The following is a 17,455-nucleotide window of genomic DNA, read 5'->3' as shown; positions in this document are numbered from 1 at the left end:
GTTTCAATTTTTATTGTCGTAAGATTGTCGTAAAAGCAGGGTTCTGGGAACGCCTTCCATCCCCGGAACCCTTGATTTTCCTGGTGGGCGCGGCAGGGATTGAACCTGCGACCTCTTGAATGTGAGACACAGGAAGCATGTGCTACCTGGTTATTTGTGGTTACACCTACTTAGGATTTTCAAGCCTTTGAGGGGTTTCATGCTGCCATTTTGTGCCACCAAATTACGTAGAATTATGCCTGGGTTGCAGTACGGTTGCAGTAAATGCAGTAAAGGCGTATCACGGTTCCCGTGCGCCCCGTGACTCCCGCTTCTTGCGACGGTTGTAGGCCCGGGCCGCTTCTGTCACGTCTTCGATCACCGGGAGGCCCTTGCTTTTGCGATAGCTATTTTCCAAGGCAGCCAGACGTTTTTCCCTGTGCTTGCGAAGGCATCTGGGGTCACCGCAGGTTTTTTCGCGTCCGCGTACCATGAGGCCCCTGCACTCCGGACAAAAAGTAGCTGGAATTCCCCATTGAAGTGCCATAGCCAACTCTACCCACACCAAAGGCATAATGCCCTCCGCAAGCAATACTTCATACGCTACTAGAATTCCCTTACCTTTTGAGATCAAATGTGGGATTATAGCGGCCTGCCGAAGACGGCTTTCATAATAAAACATTGGCACAGAAAGTAGCTTCCATAGTTCGGAAGGTCTCTCTACTGCTGCCAGTCCTGGCCGGGGGCCAGTTAGCCATTTCTTAACGGTCGAGACAAACACATAGGCCTCCTGCCAGAAAAGGAACCTCTCGTCCTTTAGCAAACGGTACATAACTCCTGAAGGCCATTCATGTTCTACCGCAATATCGTCTAGCATTTTACGGTAGAGCTTGCCTAAAGGACAAGGTCTTTCTGCCACAATTTGTCCCTTTCCACGGTGGACTGGAGGCAAGCTGGATAGTATCAACTGATGAAACTCCTCCATGGCCTTTTCGACAGGAGCAGGGCCCATGGCTACCAGATCAGATAGAGTAGGAACTTCTAACAAGGGGCGGAACGCACGGGTCAAAGCCCAGCCAGCGAGGAAAAAGCGTGTTGGGTGCAACAGGTCCCAATGCTTAAGGACATCTAGCGCCTCCAATATGTTTTTTCGCATTTCGCTTACATCGTCCTCGCTTTCGAACGTCAAAGGGTGGGGTGCCCCTTGGTGAAGACTAACTACTTCTATCCGAGGTGGAGCAAACCATGCTGTCATCCACATGTCAAACACCTGAGTAGAGACCAGAAAATTTTTTTAGGGATTACAACAATGTGGATTTAATAGTTCTGTATGTCAAACAACTTGACGTTTTTGACATCCTTTGATACCGCATTGTACCATAGAAGCAGAGGGAACTCAAGAGGGAGGGACAAACCGTGGAACCTTGGCTTCTTCGACCTGCTGATATCCAAAAGTTACTTGGGCTTTCCCGAACGGAGGTTTACCGTCTAGTTCACAGGAAAGACTTTCCAGTAATTCGGTTCGGGAAAGCTATCCGCGTACCTGCGGACGCATTGCGGGACTGGCTCAAGCAGCAAGCTCAAGGATTTCGAAAGTAGAGGGAGTAGGGGCGTGAGAAAGGGGGTGGAAGCATGACAAACAGCCAACGGAGTATTCTTCGTGGAACTATTTTCCACGGGATCTCTGGGATGTGGGCAGCGTCTATCGTTGCCCGCGACCCGGTGTCAGGGAAGCGCGAACGGCTCACTTTTTCTGGCAAGAGCAGAAGCGAGGTCGAAGAAAAGCTAATTAGGGCGTTGGCGCGTCTCCGGGGATGATTACCGACGGCGGGGCCTTAGAAAACAAAAAAACCTCGGTACGGCGAGGTAGTATAGGGAAGGAAGGTAAATTTTATATGGGCAACTCGAGTGTACCTGATCAGGGTTTTCTTGTCAATAATCGTGGCGACTGGGAGTTAGTGCCCGGGCCCTTGTGGCCCGGGACACCATCCCTTCAAGAGGATATACAGGCGGGCGACACCTGGGAAAGAAAGCAGATTCCCTGGCAGACCCGGTTCGGAGCACATTGCCCGGTGCTCCTATGGGGTCTCTTCCGGGGTCTTATCGGCAGGAGGCGAGAGTTAAGTACCTTGGCTGCCGTTGTGCGCTTTGCTACCCGATGCGGGCTACGAGTTTTAGAAGATCTTACGGTGACGAAGGATCTGGAAAACCTCTGGAGGCAGATCTTTCCAAACGCTAACGAGCTCGCCCTTTTAGCATTTCTAAAAGGCGACTACCGTTTCAATCACCTGGGTGTTACCAAGACATACCTACGAGGCTCTCTCTACCTATGGGTCGAGGCTCGACTACAAAATCTTAGGGGGATTTTGGGCCTCGATTTAAGCACCCTAGCCTTAATTGCTGCTATCTTTGGCCTTTGTCAAGATGATGATGGATGGATCCCACCGTCATACCGAAACGGCCTCGAAGAGGAAGTCAAAGAGTTTTACAGGTGGCTTAAAGAACGTCGTGATAAGCTTAGCGCCTTTATTGATAGCCTACGCTTATAGGCTTTGGCAACATGGCAATATGGCCATTTGGCAAAATGGCAATATGGCAAAGTGGCGTTGCCATTATATTTTCTTTATAAATTATAGAGCCAAAGATCCAAGTGTCTACCCCACCACCTTAAAGCGGGGCTGGAAAGGAAAAAAATGGGGTGATAGGTTGCTTAGCCCAGAGCAAATCCGGCAGGCTCGACGGGTCAGCCTTGTTAGCTACTTGGAGGCTCGGGGTTATCCCCTGCGTTACGAAGGAAGTGGCAACTGGCGGCTTCCAGGGCATGGGGGCCTCTTAATAAAAGATAGCTACTTTATCCAGTTTTCCAGCGGGATAAAAGGTAACGCCATCGATTTTCTAGTGAGGATACTGAACCTCCCATTCCAGGAGGCCGTTGAAGATCTGCTAGCCCTAGGGCCAGTAGGTAATTGTACCCCGAAACCCGCGGCCAATTACCAGCACTGTACCGAGTTGGAATTTCGTCTTCCGGAGCGCGCCTCGGACAACCGGCGAGTAGCCATTTACTTAACCAAAGTTCGTAAACTACCCCCTACTCTTGTGGGGTGGCTCATGGCCAAAGGTTTGCTATATCAGGACGTCAAAGCTAACTGCGTATTTCCCTCCTATAGCCGACTTGGTCAACCTAAAGGGGCCTTTCTCCGGGGAACTTTCTCAAACTTCAAGGGCTTAGCGTTCGGCAGCGATGCCCGTTACCCCTGGCACTGGCCCCCAGAGACAGAAAGCCAGGGGGCTGTAGTCTGCGAGAGCCCTATCGATGCTCTCTCACTAGTGAGCTTGAAACCCTTCTTTCGGAGCCATCACCTGGTAAGCTTGAATGGGCTTCGCTGGGAGGCGCTGACCACGTTTCTGGAGGATTGGCAGGAGATAAAGACAGTGGTTTTGGCCTTTGACGGCGATAAGCCCGGCCGGACGGCCGCAGAGGAGTTCAAGAAACGGCTTAAAGCGCAAGGGTATACGGTAGCAATCCTCCTCCCACCGGGGTTCAAAGATTGGAACGAGACTCTGGTGGAGGCCCGAAAAACGCCTGGGTAAAGCCCAATGGCCTGTAAACCCGAATTTTCTTTCCCAGCCCCGCTTAACTGACAGATCTGGGAGGCAACAAACAGGCTTTTTCGCTAGTGTACAGTACGTAGCATTAAACCGTATTATACGCGTTATAGCGAGTTCCGTAACCTGATCCGGATTATTGCCCGGGTGCGGCTATCGACGATGGCGTCCATGGCAGCGTCCATGATGTGCTATAGCAAGCCGTTATACCATATTGTAAGCTCTCGCTATTTGTATCCTAGATGTTCCTTCACCCCTTTTCCCTTATCGGCCTTACTTTTTAAACAAAAAATTTTAAATCGCTTTTTCTTTTTTGTGCTTAATTTAGTACATCCTGGGATTTAACATAACACGTCTTTTGTTAAATGGCACATAATGGTTGTTATGCCTTTTAATGTAAAACTTTTTTAAAATTTTATCTGGCACTTTCTCTTAAGACTCTCTATTTCATCCTCTTCTCGCTGGGCGTCAAATATAAGGTTGTGTGATCCCCAAAAGTAGCCACCCCCTGCCTTATAGGGGCTTCTGCGCCCCCAATTTTCCCTCTGGCGCACCAATAGATCCTACCTTGCGACGAGTATTGCCTTAGACGCAGCAGATTTATGCTGCCTCGCCTGTACCTCCCTTTAACCTATGATCCTATACTTACCAGGCGCACACATCGAGTAGGAGGGGACGGCTAGCCCCCGTCCTCTCACACCACCGGACATGCGGGTCCGCATCCGGCGGTTCACCAAGCTTGACGAAGACTTCGATAGCGCTCGGTTAAGCTCATGAGACCCTGGGACTGCCAATAGGCATTGCCCACGGCCTCTATTCATTGGCCCATGGGCCATCCGCCATGGCCCTTTGCGGGCATTGGCAAATTGATGTACCACCCATTCCGGCAGTCCCAATGGACGTAGCTCTCGATATCTGGTCCGCACCCGCTTCCACTGCTTCCATAAACATATACGCAGCCTTCTCCGCATCCAGCCTTCTATGTCCTTGAATACGCTGGGCGTCTCCGCCAGGGCAAAGTAATTTACCCACCAGCATTTAAGCGCTCTATGCGCTCAGTCATGCTTACAGGCTTATTCCGGGCAGTTATCTCCCAGATTTTCATCTTCACCCGGTCGATGCTCTGCGGCGCCAGACGGATAAGGATTTGCCCTGCCTTGGCTTTGTACATGCTAAACCCTAGGAATTTTAGTTTCCACGGTCGGTCTACCGCACTTTTCTGCTAGTTAATTTTGAGCTTTAACCGCTCCTGCAGAAACTTACCGATACTGGCCATGACCCTTTCTCCCGCCCGCTTGCTTTTGACGTAAATATTGCAGTCATCGGCATAGCGGACCAAACTTGTGGCCCCTCTTTTCCAGTTCCTTGTCAGAAAATAAAGGGCTGAGATGAGCCATACGGTCCAGAACCAGGTTTATGTAGGTATAGAGTCCTGGTAAACATATACCCCGCAGATGGATACCTTGTGTAGGAGGGCAAACACATGCATATAGGGTAGTAAGACAGTCTATACCTTATAAACTAAACGGTAGGCTACCTCGTAATCTTCAGGTCGATTAAAGTTCCAAAGCACTGAGGAATAAGGGACCTCAAGGGTATACACAGGATAGCGGCGTAGGACTTCCCGCAGCCCCTGCCCCTCCTCTGTAATCCCTAGGAGCTCTGGAAGTAAGGAACCGTCAAAGACGGGTGGATGCCCAAAACGGCCACCATAGGTGGGAACAGTAATAGGACAGCCGCTAGCAGCGTGGGCTTCGAATAAGCTAGCTGCAAGGCCAGGGGCCAAGGGCGTATCTACCCCAGCAATAAGAATAGCCCTCGGGGACTCAAGGGCTCTGAGGCCTGCAAGCACTGACGAAACCCGCCCGCTCGGCCAATCTGGATTGAACACCGCTTGGACCGGCGGTCTTACTAGCCATCTGAGGCGCTCCGCATACGCTCCTAGCACCACCACGACCTGATCTGCAGCTGCCACCAGCTCCTGAAGATTATGCTCCAATAGCGTCGAATGCCCCCAGGGCAGAAGCGCCTTGGGGCGTCCCATACGCCTGGACTCCCCTGCTGCTAGAAGTACTGCCGCCCTGTGCGCAACCCTTGCTCGAGACTGATGATGGCCTTTGGAATAGCTCATTTTCCACTGCCCCCTATTTTCAAAAGGAGATGAATTGGGGTTAGCGATAGTCTAAAAGAAACGCGGCCCTGATTGGGCTTTGGTTAGGACACCTGCAAGGAGGAAATAGACCTTACTGAAGATACATCCCTGTGGTTTTTGCGGTCTTTCCCAGGCAGGTTTGGCCAATCAAAGGTGCTCTATCCTCTAATCTCTTCTTGGACGGGCTCAAGGAAAACCTCTATAAGGCCGCCGCAAACCTTGCTTTGCCCTCCGTTACTTCAGCAGTGAGAACTACGCATAAAAGTTTAGCTCTCCCTCCGCAGAACTTCCGACCCCTTTTTCTTATCTCAGCCTCAGCCAACACGCCGCCTAGGGTACCAAGAATACGCCCGTCAGGGAGAATTATATCACTAGTGCCCGTCTCCTGCAGGGTTGATCCTTAGATGCGGACGGTGGCGGCGAAGAGAAAGGTTTAACCCTGTTCTTATAGGCGGCAAAGTGCGCTATCAGCTTCCTATCTATGACAACCTTCTCCCGCTCTTAGGTGGCCAGTCTTTCGTTTATATCTTATGCGCTACCTCCCAAGCTACCCTTTTCTCCTTTTAACCTCTTTTCCTCCCTCGATAGACCTGGATTATCTCAGCAGGGATAGTTACATTAAGGCATAAGCCACCTACAGCAAAGTTTTATTATATCCTCCTGCGTAACCCGTTCGCCAGACAGAATCCGAGGCAAAATCAAGTCCAAGATAGTGGCCCGGTGATACATGCCGCAGGCACGCCCATCATAGGAGGATGTACGAGGTACGCCACCATGAAGGTGACCCCAGGTAAAACAGGGACGCCATAGGCCACTACCTTCGCTCCTGTCAAACGGATGCCCAAAGGGGTCACATCGTCGGGTCTACCAACATCCCTCCGGCTGTCAGAACCAGGTCAAGGCCCTGGCCCACCATCCCTCTGATGGCTCGCCTTATTCAGAGTGTCATCGACGAGCTCCTTTGCCACTTGGCACCTGTATTGCATCATATCGCTCCTAATTACTGGCTCGAAAGCATCCTTTCTCTCGGCTCTTGTATACTTCGTTTCCGAGATAACCACAACTACTATAAAGTGCCAATAAAAAATCTCCTCCTACTGCCCGACGAATTTCCTCGACCTTAGGTGTGTATTTTTCCTTCGTCACCAGGGGAATAAGCCAAGTACCTGCCACCACGTGTCCTGCTTGGGCAAGACAGTTGTCGGGCAAGGTAGAATGACATCAGGAACCTGATTTACTGCTTTAAGGCCTGAAAGATTAATCTTAAGAAGCCCGGAATACTCAGCTGCAATGTCGACACAGCCTTCGCTGGGCTCCCCTACCGTTAGACTCTTCCCTCCAGAACTTGCAGCCCGGAAGCCAGTCTTATGGCAGCCTTATCTTCACGCATGTCCCTCGGGACCCAATTCCAGTACGTAAATGTACCCTTTGCCTACAACAAGCAGCTCCTGGATGTCTTCTTCCTCAATGATGATGTACCTTTCTTAAAACGGTAACCTTTATATTCTCCACAAAATATCTTGGCGAGGTCGTAGGCCAGAACATAACCTAATGCTATCCTTTAACCTTATCTTTTTTTAATCGCATCCCCTCTGCCTCAGCCCTCACTCTGCATGGCTAGGCTTGAGGCTTTTGAGTCCTTTATCGTCTTTAAGAAGATTTACATCCAAGAAGACACTTAAGTGGAAAACGTATTTAGAACTAATGAGCCTTCTCTCCGGCCCCCGGATGTACTTGTACATCCAGCGGGCGACTGACCTTATCTTTAGTCCCTGCTTAAGCTATCTAGAAAGCCCACTCCACCCACCGAAGGCCTAAAACAAAGACCCTAGTTTTTCCTCTAGCGTTTCCTTCCCTAGAACACCTGGTTAGGCCATGTCCTCTTGAGCTCACCTCTGTCCCCCACTTATATCTCCAGCTACTCCTCGGGATAAGTTTTTTGTGAGTACCTCGTCCTAAGGCCCCAAGAACCTTCCTTATAGTTTATGCGTTCCCAGGTTATGAACTTCGCCCGCTGGAGTCGCCACACCATTATGGCTGCTACGCCTAGGGGTAGGGCAGCCAGTATCAGGCCGTAACCTATCCCTAAGCGCTCGGCTAACATCTCCACGGCAAAGGGAGCTAAAGCATTCCCAAAGCGCCCAAAGTTGAAGGCAAAACCTACGGCGTTAGTCCTGATATCCGTGGGAAAAAGAGCCGAGTAAACTGAACCATAACCGGAAAAGAAACCAGTGGTATACATCATCAAAACCGTAAAAAGAATGGCTAAAATCTTAGCTCTAGCCCAATCTCCTTTCGCCATCAGCAGTTGTGGTACAAGCCCTAGACACATAGAAAAGGCTATAGCGCCCAACATATAACCTATGAGCGTAACTGCATCGCCATACCGATCGGCAATCAGGCCGAAGTACGCATAACCAAGGGTGGCGGCCACCCAGGCCAGCGCAGTATATAGGGGAATCTTCGATCCTGAAAAACCCATCGTCTCAAAGAACCTGGGAACAGAGGTTTGCAGTGCAAAACCGCTAAACATGCCGAGCAAGGATAGGCAGCTCGCCAAGAAAACAATACGCCTGTAAGGAGGGTTGAAGATTTCCCCTAGACGTGCACGGTCGGCTCCTGTGCTTTTTGAGTGCCACAGCGGAGATTCATCAAGCTTTAGGGTAAGCAGCAGCACACAGAACCATATTATGAGCCCCAATCCGATAAAAGAGCCATGCCAGCCAAAGCGGGGACCAAGTAGAGAGAGCAAGGCTGAACAAAGGAGGTTCCCCAACGGGAAACCAACCTGAACAGCAGAGGAGATCCTTCCACGGTAGTTCTGAGGAACTGATTCGTTTCCTAACACAACTGCGGACGCCCAGGTGCCAGCTAGGGTCAGACCGATAATCAATCTTGCCAGCACTAAGCTCCAAGGCTGACTGCTTAGGCCCGTCAGTACAGCTCCTAGGCCGGAAAAAGATAAGCTGAGCAACAGGCCTGTTTTCCGACCGAAGAGATCCGCAATAAGGCCTACCAAGTAACCTCCCAAAACACCTACGGCCAGGGGAGCATAACCCAGAAGGGCTGTGATCCCCCGGCTGAGTCCTAATTCCCCGGCAATTACGGTCAAAAAGTAGGCGAATAAGAAGGTGTTAGCCACCTCTACGGTCATAGCTGCACAGAGTAGGTAGGTGAGCTTATTCCTGCTAGGAAGAGACAAGCTATTTCACTCCGTCCTTATCCTGGGCTTTTAGTGCTCTGAGGACCTTCTCTGGTGTCACAGGCAAGTCCCTTATCCTGACGCCAACGGCATCATATATAGCGTTGACGATAGCTGGGGCTGTGGGCAGAAGAGAGGGTTCCCCAATACCCTTCGCCCCAAAGGGACCCGTGGGTTCCGGCCTTTCCACTATACTAACCCGTATCTCAGGCACATCAAGGGCAGTGGGTAATATATAATCAGTGAATTGGGGGTTCTTCACTTCCCCGTCCTTTAACACCATCTCCTCCATAAGGGCATAGCCCAAACCCATAGCCACTCCACCCTCGACCTGCCCTTCCACAAGCATAGGGTTAATAGCCTTCCCGCAATCATGCACAGCAACTATTCTCAACACCTCGACCTCGCCGGTCTCAGTGTCCACTTCAACCTCTGCAATCTGGGTGGCAAAAACATAAGCACCATAGGGCTTACCGTGCCCCGTCTCGGGGTCCAGGAAGGTGGTAACCGGATTGAAACTGCCACAGCCTATTGGGGGTCGTCCCTTGCCGACTTCCGCTTTTCGCGCCACCTCGCTGATAGCTATTCTCTTCTCTGGAAATCCCTTTACGTATATCTCACCACCGCTGGCCTCTAGGCCTTCAACGTCCACCTTCAGTTCTTCAGCTGCTACCTCCAAAAGGATGCGTTTGGCTTCCGCAGCGGCCCTCTTGACCGCGTTACCTACGATATAGGTTACCCTGCTGGCAACTGTCCCCAGATCAAAGGGAGTGAGTTTGGTGTCGCTGGTAACCATGGTGACATTTTCGTAGGGAATGCCCAATTCTTCAGCAGCAATCTGCGCCAGCACCGTAGTGGAGCCCTGTCCAACATCCGCCGCACCGGTGTATACCACCGCCGTTCCATCCTGGTTTACTTTTACAAAAGCTGCGCCCGGGTTGGCGTAGGAAGTAAAACCTATGGGATAAAACATGGTTGCTATGCCTCGGCCACGTTTTTTCACGGAATGTTTACCTCCTTTCTCCATCCAGCGATCTCTATCGCCCGTCTTATGGTTTCCTTGAGGGTGACGATCTCTAACACCTGTCCTGTGGGTAAAGCTGAATTATCTTCCAGGATGTTCTTAAGGCGAAACTCTATAGGGTCCATCCCCAGAGCAGCCGCTATAGTGTCTGTGTGGACCTCATAAGCGAAGCCCAATTGGGGTACGCCGAAGCCACGCATCGCGCCGCCCACGTTGTTGTTTGTATATACCAAGTAAGCATCGATTCTTACGTGGGGAATGCGGTAAGGCCCTGCAGCATGAATTGACGCTTTGGTCAAGGTAGAATATCCCCACGAAACGTATGCTCCACAATCGCTGATTATTTCTACTTGGCGAGCCACCAGCGTACCATCTCTTTTTACTCCAGTCTTATACTTGGTAATGTAGGGGTGGCGTACTGTTGTAGCTTGGAACTCTTCCTCCCTGGTGTAGACCATTTTTACCGGCCTGCGGGTTTTCATGGCCAGGAGGCATATCCAGGGTTCCATAGTAATCTCATTCTTACCTCCAAAGCCACCACCCACGGCAGTAGAGATTACTCGGATCTTATTCATAGGTAGGCCCAATATCTTGCTCAGATCAGCAGCAACCAAGAATGGTCGCTGGACACTACTCCATACGGTGATCTCTCCCTGAGGAGAAACTTCTGCCACAGCAGCATGGGGTTCAATATGGGCATGTTCGACCATTTGCGTGGTCAAGGTTTCCTCGATGATCTCATCGGCTTCCCGCCAGCCCTGTTCGACGTCACCATAGCGGATCTTGATGTGGGCAACTATGTTCGTATCCCCATGCACTTTGGGCGCCTCGGGCTTCATGGCCTCTATGGGGTCGAAGACCGCGGGCAAGGGCTCATAGTCAACTTTTATCAGTCCCAAGGCTTCTTCAGCGGCTTCCCAGCATTCTGCAGCCACAACCGCTAGGGCATCACCACGGTACCTAACCTTATCATCGGCCAAAATAGGCTGATCCAGGTGGGTAAAGCCGAACCTGTTGAAAGGCACATCCTTAGCAGTGATCACGGCCTTTACACCTGGTAACCTTTCTGCTGCTGAAGTGTCCACTTGTAGGATCTTGGCATGGGCGTAACTGCTTCGCAGAGCCTTAGCATACAGCATCCCCGGCCGCACAACGTCATCTCCGTAAATAGCCCGGCCGGTGACCTGTAAAAGGGCATCATGTCTGGGCAGACGTTTGCCGATCACCTTATACTCCATCATGAGCGGCCTCCCCCCTCAGTTCCGCGGCGGCTTCCTGGATAGCCTTAACGATCTTTACGTACCCGCTGCAGCGGCAGATATTACCCGCAATAGCCTGACGGATTTCCTTTTCTGAAGGACGCGGATTTCGATCCAGCAGGGCTTTAGCTGATAGCAGCATTCCCGGTGCGCAGAAACCACATTGCACCGCTCCGTTTTTGATAAAGGCTTTCTGCAACGGGTGAAGGTTCTGCGGATCGCCCAAGCCCTCGATGGTGATGATTTCCTTGCCCTGTGCCCTCACAGCGAGGACCAGGCAGGAATTCACGGGTTGTCCATCCATTAGTACCGTACAGGCACCGCATTCACCGGTCCCGCAGCCTTTCTTGGTCCCGGTTAGTCCAAGCTTATCCCGCAAAACATCCACCAGTAAAGCATGCGGTTCTACGTCCACTTGGTAGGTTTGGCCGTTTACAGTCAGAGTAATTGTCTCAGGCACTCCCTCTACCTCCCCCACCGTTTGCTTGCTGCCAGGCGGCAGCTAACGCACGCCTCACTAGAACCTCGCTCAGGTGGCGACGATACTCAGCCGAAGCCCGCAAATCCGTGATGGGGGCTGTTTCCCCAGCTGCGATCTGGGCTACCTCCGCAAACAATTCTGGCGCAGGCTTTTGTCCTAGCAACCTGGCCTGGGCCTTGCAAGCCAGGATAGGAGTGGGAGCCACGGCTCCCAGAGCAATACGCGCCTCGATAATCTCCTGTTGGTTATTTAGCATAAGCCCGGCCGCAACGTTCACTATAGCCAAGCTCATGGCCTTCCGCCGGCCAAACTTTATAAAGCTCGCTCCAAAATTGTTGCTCTTTAATGGCACCCTTATTTCCGTAAGGATCTCGTCCTTTCGCAGCACAGTGAGTCGGGGGCCTAAGAAGAATTCCTCAATGGGTACCATACGTGCGCCCGCCTTGGACACGATAAATAGCTTGGCTTCCAGCACCATCAGCGGAGGAGCGGAATCCAACGAGGGAACCGCTGAGCATAGATTGCCACCGATGGTGGCTAGGTTCCTAGTTTGTACTGCACCGATCTCCACCGCAGCCTGGGCCAGCACAGGTATCCTTGTCCGTATAAGCTTGTTCTGAGCTATAGCGCTGAAAGTCGCCAGAGCTCCGATCCGCAATTCCCCGTCAAGCTCTCTAATCTCATCGAGTCCTAAGCCCTGGATATCCACCAGGCAATCTACGTCTACCGTGCTTGCACGCAGTGCCGGAACCAGGTCAGTTCCTCCAGCTATCACCCGTGCCCGGCCCGACGGATATTCGGCCAGCGCTTCTAACGCTTCCTCCAGGGTCGCGGGCTTAAGATATTGGAAGCGTTTCAAGTCCCTTTTCACCCCTTCTGGAGTTGTTCTCTCCTCCCTATACCCTAACTCTTTAAGGCAGCCATAGCCGTTCCTTTAGCAGGTACATGAGTATGAAGGGTAAGGGCTTTAGGAGGCGCTCTGTTAAGTAAGTAGGCTAGCCATCAGCACAGGAAAGTAAAGGCCCAACTGGCAGGATAACCCCTGATGTAGAGCGTGTCCTGCAGAATGGGCCTTATAGACCACCTTTTTCCCGGTTCAAGCACATCGTTGTAGCTCAGCTCTTCTGGTTTCTTCCTCAGGAGCCAGTTGAGTGTAGCTTACACTTCTCACCTGACAGGCCCTCTGGCTGCAGGAAGCTATCGTGTAGGCTTACGTACTAAAGGCAAGATCTCGGGCCGCCCGGCCCGTGGCCCCTAGCCTTCTGGGGCTTCCTTAGGAGATAGGCCCTTTCACACTCTGCATGAAGGCTCAAAAGGTACTGCAACGAAGTGCCTCTGCTAACCTCGGTCGTCTTCTGGCCACCTGGGTATATCCTTTCCCGTGACCTCCTTAGGATCGGCCTTCCTTGGCTTTTACTTCTCTTCTTACCATGAAGCCTTTAAGGCTCATCTTTTTGCATCAAGGAGGAGGTTTTCTAGGGGCCTTGGGGCATAGACCTCTGTGGCCGAGGTTAGCCCCCCTATTCCTTAGATGTTTACCACTACCCTTAGAACCTCTCCTGGGTTTTTGTCCACAAGTTCTAAGGCCTCAGTAACCTGGCTCAGGTCAAACCGGTGAGAAATGAGGGGGGCCAGATCGATCTTGCCGCTCTCTACCACTTTTATTGCCAGTTCAAAATCCCGCGGGGTCATACCCCGGCTGCCGATGAGGGTTAACTCTTTGTAATACATGGCATAGCCATAGAAATCGTCCAAGCTTGCAGGGGCGATGCCAAAGAACACCACTGTGCCCCCTGGTCGTACCATCTCCATGGCCTGGCGAAGGGTGGCGCTGCTACCTACGCTCTCAATAACTATATCTACCCCGCGGCCACCCGTAGCCTCTTTAACCGCGGCAACAGGATCCACGTCACGCGCGTTTATGGTCTGGGCCCCGAATCGGGCTGCAATATCCAACTTCCACTGGCTCCGGGTGATGGCAAAAACAGGATCCGCTCCGGCCAGCACGGCCAATCTAGTCTGCAGGAGACCTGCGGCACCCTGACCCAGCACGGCCACCGTCTCACCGGGCGTTATCTTGATCCTAGATTGCGAGCGTACCACTGTAGCCAGGGCTATGAGGCTCGTACCATCCTCATAGCTTATGCAGTCGGGGATCTTGATGGCATTGAAGTCCGGCACGGCTACATAATCAGCAAAGGTACCGTCCACCTCGCGACCCATGAGGCCCCCGTGCTCACAAAGGTTTACCTGGCCGGTATAGCAATAAGGGCAATGCCGGCAGAAGATAACTGAATTAAGAACAACCCGGTCTCCGGGCTTCAACCCCGTTACCTCAGGACCCACCTCCACTACTTCCCCCGTAGATTCGTGGCCTAGTATCCGAGGCAGCGAGGCAGCTATCTTGCCCTTGTATATACCTACGTCTGTGCCACAGATAGCCGTCGATTTAACGTTCACTAACACATAGCCGGGCTTAACCTCCGGCCGTGGAACCTCTTCTACTTTTAGGTTATAGGGGGTCCTTAACACCGCAGCCCTCATGTCTTTTCTCCTCCTAGCATCACTTTTTTGGCGCCCTCCCTGCAGCAGGCCGAACTTTCCTGGCGTACTTAGCCCCAGCTTCTTCTCCTCTAAAATCTTAAAATCTGCCAAGTATGCCAAGGTGCTGGCCTAGCACCTATCACCGACCTCAAATGTGCTACTGCACAGAGCTAGCTGCACCATTAGAGGCTACATTGGTCTCCGCCAGGGACCAGCCCAAAATTCCCACTCTTCGCACTACTATCTCCTGACCGGCCCCGCGCACCCTAGCCAACAGTTCCCTACGCCTTCCCAGTGGTCCTTTGCTTAAGATGCCACGCTATCGAAACCTTCGCCGCGGACCTTGGCCCCAACTACCGTGGGTACCCGTTCCTCACTCTCTCTGGTAGCCCACACACCACAACTTTTACCCCCAAAGCCCAGGTGCCTTTAGAGGTAGCGAAGGCCCGTGGCCCTCGCTACCTCAGACACCTCCAGCGCTAGCTCAGGAAGTCTTCCTCGAAGGGGAACAGGGTGAGAAGCTGCGGACCCTTGTCGGTAACCACCAGATTCTCCTCAAGACGCACCGTCTGGGTTAGTCCGGGTTTGCCGGCGAAGGTCTCTACGGCAAAGCACATGTTTTGCTTGATCTCCGCCGGATACTGCAAGGAGTAGGCCCGGGAGATCCACATACCCTCGTAAAGGGAAAGGCCGATGCTGTGAGCAAACTGCTGCAGGCTCACGCTGCCGTACTTATCGTCGTCGTAGACGGGGAACTTCTCGGCCACATCTTTGGTGGTGTTACCGGGCTTAAACTGCTCAATGGCCGCATACAGGGACTCATAGCACTCTTTATACAGGTCCTTCTCCTGCGGGGTGGGCTTGGCCGCCACTTTGAAGCAGCGCACGTAATCCACGAAATAGCCGCCTGGCCCCACGGCATTTATGTCCACGATAACCAAGTCTCCCTGGCGAATTATCTTATCCGTGTGCCAACGCCGGTAGGGGCTGGTGTTGCCGCCCGAGGCTACTATGATGTCGTACACGAAATCGAAGCCTTCTTCATACAGGAATTCGTTCACCTTGGCCACTATATAGGACTCCTTTACGCCGGGCTTGAGCCACTCATGCTTTATTCTCCACATGGCCGCATCAGCGTACGCGCTGGAGATTTTCAGCAGCTCTATTTCGTCCGGCGTCTTGATCACTCGAGCAGCGGACATGGCCGGCCAGGCGTTTACGATATTCAGGCCCACACCTGTCAGGGCCTGATAGGCCCGCATGTCCATGATATCTATACCAATCCTTTCCTTCTCTACGCCGTGCTCTTTGAGGACCTCAAGGACGCTCTGGGCCATCCTCTGGGCCATCATCTCTTCGGCACCTTCGGCCCACTTCCAGGTGATGGCCGGCCGGATCCGACCTTTTAGCCACGGTGCATCGATCTTGGCGCACTCCATATCTGAGCCTATGGTTTCAAAAAGCACCGGGTCTGCTCCCCGCGGTAAGACGCAGTAGCGTATAAATATGTTGTTCTTCCAGTTACCCTGGTAAACGCCGGTTACGTAGCGGATGTTCTCGCCCACGAAGAGCACCAGAGCACCCAGGTCGTGCTTTTCCATCTGCTCTTTAGCCCGTGCCAGGCGATCGGCTCTCAAGCGGTCAAAGTTTACCCGCTCCTGCCAATCGGTGGCCGTAGTGCTATAGACCCTCCGCGGCTCATACTCGTGAGGTCTCTTAATGAAGCTGAGATCCATATTACTTCATCCTCCTTTTTTAGGTTGTTAAATTAAAGTAATGGTTAGCCGTAAGCAAAAGACAGGTAAAGAGGTCAGCGGAAACGCCTGTATGGGTTTTGTTTGTTTAACAGGGCCCTCTATTTTTTTCTTTCTTCTCTACTTTTGTTTCGCCTTTTTGGGGCCTTATGCCTTCTTTTTCGGGGCCCAGAACACGCAGTTTAGAGCATAGCCCTTTTCACTTCCCGCCGTCCCCTCCGAGGGATGGCCCTGCCTTTCCTGTCTTGCGCGAGCGCATCGCTTCTTTGCGGGCGGCCTTTCCCGCATGCTTTTTGTACCCCACTATCTCTACGCTCCTCGTTGGAGGGGCATAGACTAATCCCTTTTACTTCTCCTAGGATACCACCGTCGCAGCTCACAGATGAGCTTCTAAATATCTTAGCCTTAACTACCTCTTCAGCCAGGGCATCATCTTCCTTAGCTCTTCGCCGACCTTCTCTATGAGGTGTTCTTCCGCCTGCCTCTTCAGAGCGTAATACTTCGGGCGGCCGGCCTTGTTTTCCAGGATCCATTCCTGAGCAAAGGTACCGTTCCGCACCTCTTCTAGTATTTTCTTCATGTTCTGGCGCACGTGGTCATCAATTACCCTGGGACCCCGGGTGTAATCTCCGTATTCGGCCGTATCGCTTATAGAGTACCGCATCCACTTGATGCCGCCCTCGTATACCAGGTCGATCAGCAGTTTTAGCTCGTTCAGGCATTCGAAATAGGCGATCTCTGGCTGGTAGCCTGCTTCCACTAGGGTCTCGAAGCTCGCAGTTATCAGGTGGTTAACACCACCGCATAGCACAACCTGCTCTCCGAATAGGTCAGTCTCGGTCTCCTCACGGAAGGTAGTCTCGATTACCCCCGCTCGGGTGCACCCTATACCTTTGGCAAGGGCCAAGCCCACCTCTTTAGCCCGTCCGCTAACATCGGCGTGTACTGCCAGAAGCCCCGGTACGCCTTTTCCCTCCACAAACATCCGCCGCACCAGGTGTCCAGGGCTCTTAGGGGCCACCATGATGACGTCTATATCTTCAGGCGGCACTACCTGGTGGTAGACCACGTTGAAGCCGTGGGCGAACACCAATACCTTGTCCTTAGTTAGTGCAGGTTCCACCTCGGTAGCGAAGACCTCAGGCTGGACGTTGTCCGGAAGGAGCATAACCACAATGTCCGCCTGCTTTACCGCGTCCGCCACGGTTGCCACTTTAAACCCATCACGCTCGGCCTGCGCCCAGGACTTGCTACCCTCGTACAGTCCAACTATAACTTCCACGCCGCTGTCCCGGAGATTTTGGGCCCAGGCATGCCCCTGGCTTCCGTACCCCAGTACAGCAACCTTCTTGCCTGCAAGTATACCCAGATCTGCGTCAGCGTCGTAGTATATCTTAGCCATAATGTCCGGTTACGCCAGTAACCGGTTCCCTCCTTTCGAAGGTTATAGATTT

General features: G+C 52.3%; 17 protein-coding genes. 4 read left to right on the top strand and 13 right to left on the bottom strand.

Annotated elements, in window-relative coordinates; translation table 11 throughout:
* Window positions 1–280 precede the first annotated feature (280 nt).
* Window positions 281–1,168 carry a hypothetical protein gene (locus tag HPY90_RS10110; protein WP_287194173.1) on the bottom strand — a complete coding sequence of 296 codons (888 nt, stop codon included), beginning with the start codon at window positions 1,166–1,168 and terminating at the stop codon, window positions 281–283.
* Window positions 1,169–1,395: 227 nt separating this feature from the next.
* Here HPY90_RS10110 and HPY90_RS16155 point away from each other — a divergent pair, with 227 nt between their 5' ends.
* The 4 genes from HPY90_RS16155 to HPY90_RS10095 all read left to right on the top strand — a co-directional run bounded on the left by HPY90_RS16155 (window position 1,396) and on the right by HPY90_RS10095 (window position 3,570).
* On the top strand, window positions 1,396–1,578 hold the full coding sequence (locus tag HPY90_RS16155) for a helix-turn-helix domain-containing protein (RefSeq protein ID WP_353733655.1): 183 nt from the start codon (window positions 1,396–1,398) through the stop codon (window positions 1,576–1,578).
* A 33-nt stretch (window positions 1,579–1,611) separates the two neighbouring features.
* Window positions 1,612–1,797, top strand: coding sequence for a hypothetical protein (locus tag HPY90_RS10105; RefSeq protein ID WP_287194171.1), 186 nt, complete (start codon window positions 1,612–1,614; stop codon window positions 1,795–1,797).
* A 77-nt stretch (window positions 1,798–1,874) separates the two neighbouring features.
* Entirely contained in the window at window positions 1,875–2,528 is a 654-nt protein-coding gene (locus HPY90_RS10100) for a hypothetical protein (protein ID WP_287194169.1), read from the top strand.
* 157 nt (window positions 2,529–2,685) lie between these two features.
* Window positions 2,686–3,570, top strand: coding sequence for a DUF3991 and toprim domain-containing protein (locus HPY90_RS10095; RefSeq protein ID WP_287194167.1), 885 nt, complete (start codon window positions 2,686–2,688; stop codon window positions 3,568–3,570).
* 641 nt (window positions 3,571–4,211) lie between these two features.
* Here HPY90_RS10095 and HPY90_RS10090 read toward each other — a convergent pair.
* The 12 genes from HPY90_RS10090 to ilvC all read right to left on the bottom strand — a co-directional run bounded on the left by HPY90_RS10090 (window position 4,212) and on the right by ilvC (window position 17,403).
* Window positions 4,212–4,556: a hypothetical protein gene (locus HPY90_RS10090; protein WP_353733654.1), complete on the bottom strand. Its 345-nt coding sequence runs from the start codon at window positions 4,554–4,556 to the stop codon at window positions 4,212–4,214.
* A 53-nt stretch (window positions 4,557–4,609) separates the two neighbouring features.
* Window positions 4,610–4,756 (bottom strand): hypothetical protein, encoded by a 147-nt coding sequence (locus HPY90_RS10085; RefSeq protein WP_287194165.1) that lies wholly within the window; start codon window positions 4,754–4,756, stop codon window positions 4,610–4,612.
* A gap of 336 nt (window positions 4,757–5,092) precedes the next feature.
* Window positions 5,093–5,716: a nucleotidyltransferase family protein gene (locus tag HPY90_RS10080; RefSeq protein WP_287194163.1), complete on the bottom strand. Its 624-nt coding sequence runs from the start codon at window positions 5,714–5,716 to the stop codon at window positions 5,093–5,095.
* 1,453 nt (window positions 5,717–7,169) lie between these two features.
* Complete coding sequence (locus HPY90_RS16345) at window positions 7,170–7,295, bottom strand: DUF8806 domain-containing protein (protein ID WP_502707204.1); 126 nt, start codon at window positions 7,293–7,295, stop codon at window positions 7,170–7,172.
* Between the two features lie 360 nt (window positions 7,296–7,655).
* Window positions 7,656–8,939, bottom strand: coding sequence for an MFS transporter (locus HPY90_RS10075; RefSeq protein WP_287194161.1), 1,284 nt, complete (start codon window positions 8,937–8,939; stop codon window positions 7,656–7,658).
* A gap of 1 nt (window position 8,940) precedes the next feature.
* Complete coding sequence (locus HPY90_RS16145; protein ID WP_353733653.1) at window positions 8,941–9,942, bottom strand: xanthine dehydrogenase family protein molybdopterin-binding subunit; 1,002 nt, start codon at window positions 9,940–9,942, stop codon at window positions 8,941–8,943.
* On the bottom strand, window positions 9,939–11,204 hold the full coding sequence (locus tag HPY90_RS16140) for a xanthine dehydrogenase family protein molybdopterin-binding subunit (protein ID WP_353733652.1): 1,266 nt from the start codon (window positions 11,202–11,204) through the stop codon (window positions 9,939–9,941). Before HPY90_RS16140 ends, HPY90_RS16145 begins: the two co-directional genes overlap by 4 nt.
* Entirely contained in the window at window positions 11,191–11,682 is a 492-nt protein-coding gene (locus HPY90_RS10060) for a (2Fe-2S)-binding protein (protein ID WP_287194160.1), read from the bottom strand. The genes HPY90_RS16140 and HPY90_RS10060 overlap by 14 nt, the downstream gene beginning before the upstream one ends.
* Window positions 11,675–12,562, bottom strand: a complete 888-nt coding sequence (locus HPY90_RS10055; protein ID WP_287194158.1) for an FAD binding domain-containing protein — start codon at window positions 12,560–12,562, stop codon at window positions 11,675–11,677. The genes HPY90_RS10060 and HPY90_RS10055 overlap by 8 nt, the downstream gene beginning before the upstream one ends.
* A 668-nt stretch (window positions 12,563–13,230) precedes the next feature.
* The gene (locus HPY90_RS10050; protein WP_287194156.1) at window positions 13,231–14,367 is read right to left on the bottom strand and encodes a zinc-dependent alcohol dehydrogenase; all 1,137 of its coding nucleotides are present in this window, start codon (window positions 14,365–14,367) and stop codon (window positions 13,231–13,233) included.
* Window positions 14,368–14,726: 359 nt separating this feature from the next.
* On the bottom strand, window positions 14,727–15,983 hold the full coding sequence (locus HPY90_RS10045) for a M24 family metallopeptidase (RefSeq protein WP_287194155.1): 1,257 nt from the start codon (window positions 15,981–15,983) through the stop codon (window positions 14,727–14,729).
* A gap of 427 nt (window positions 15,984–16,410) precedes the next feature.
* Window positions 16,411–17,403 (bottom strand): ketol-acid reductoisomerase, encoded by a 993-nt coding sequence (ilvC, locus tag HPY90_RS10040; RefSeq protein WP_287194153.1) that lies wholly within the window; start codon window positions 17,401–17,403, stop codon window positions 16,411–16,413.
* Window positions 17,404–17,455 lie beyond the last annotated feature (52 nt).

Origin of the sequence: Syntrophothermus sp. (assembly GCF_013314835.1) — a bacterium.
GTDB lineage: Bacteria > Bacillota > Syntrophomonadia > Syntrophomonadales > Syntrophothermaceae > Syntrophothermus > Syntrophothermus lipocalidus.
This window is presented reverse-complemented; position numbering and strand designations above follow the sequence as displayed.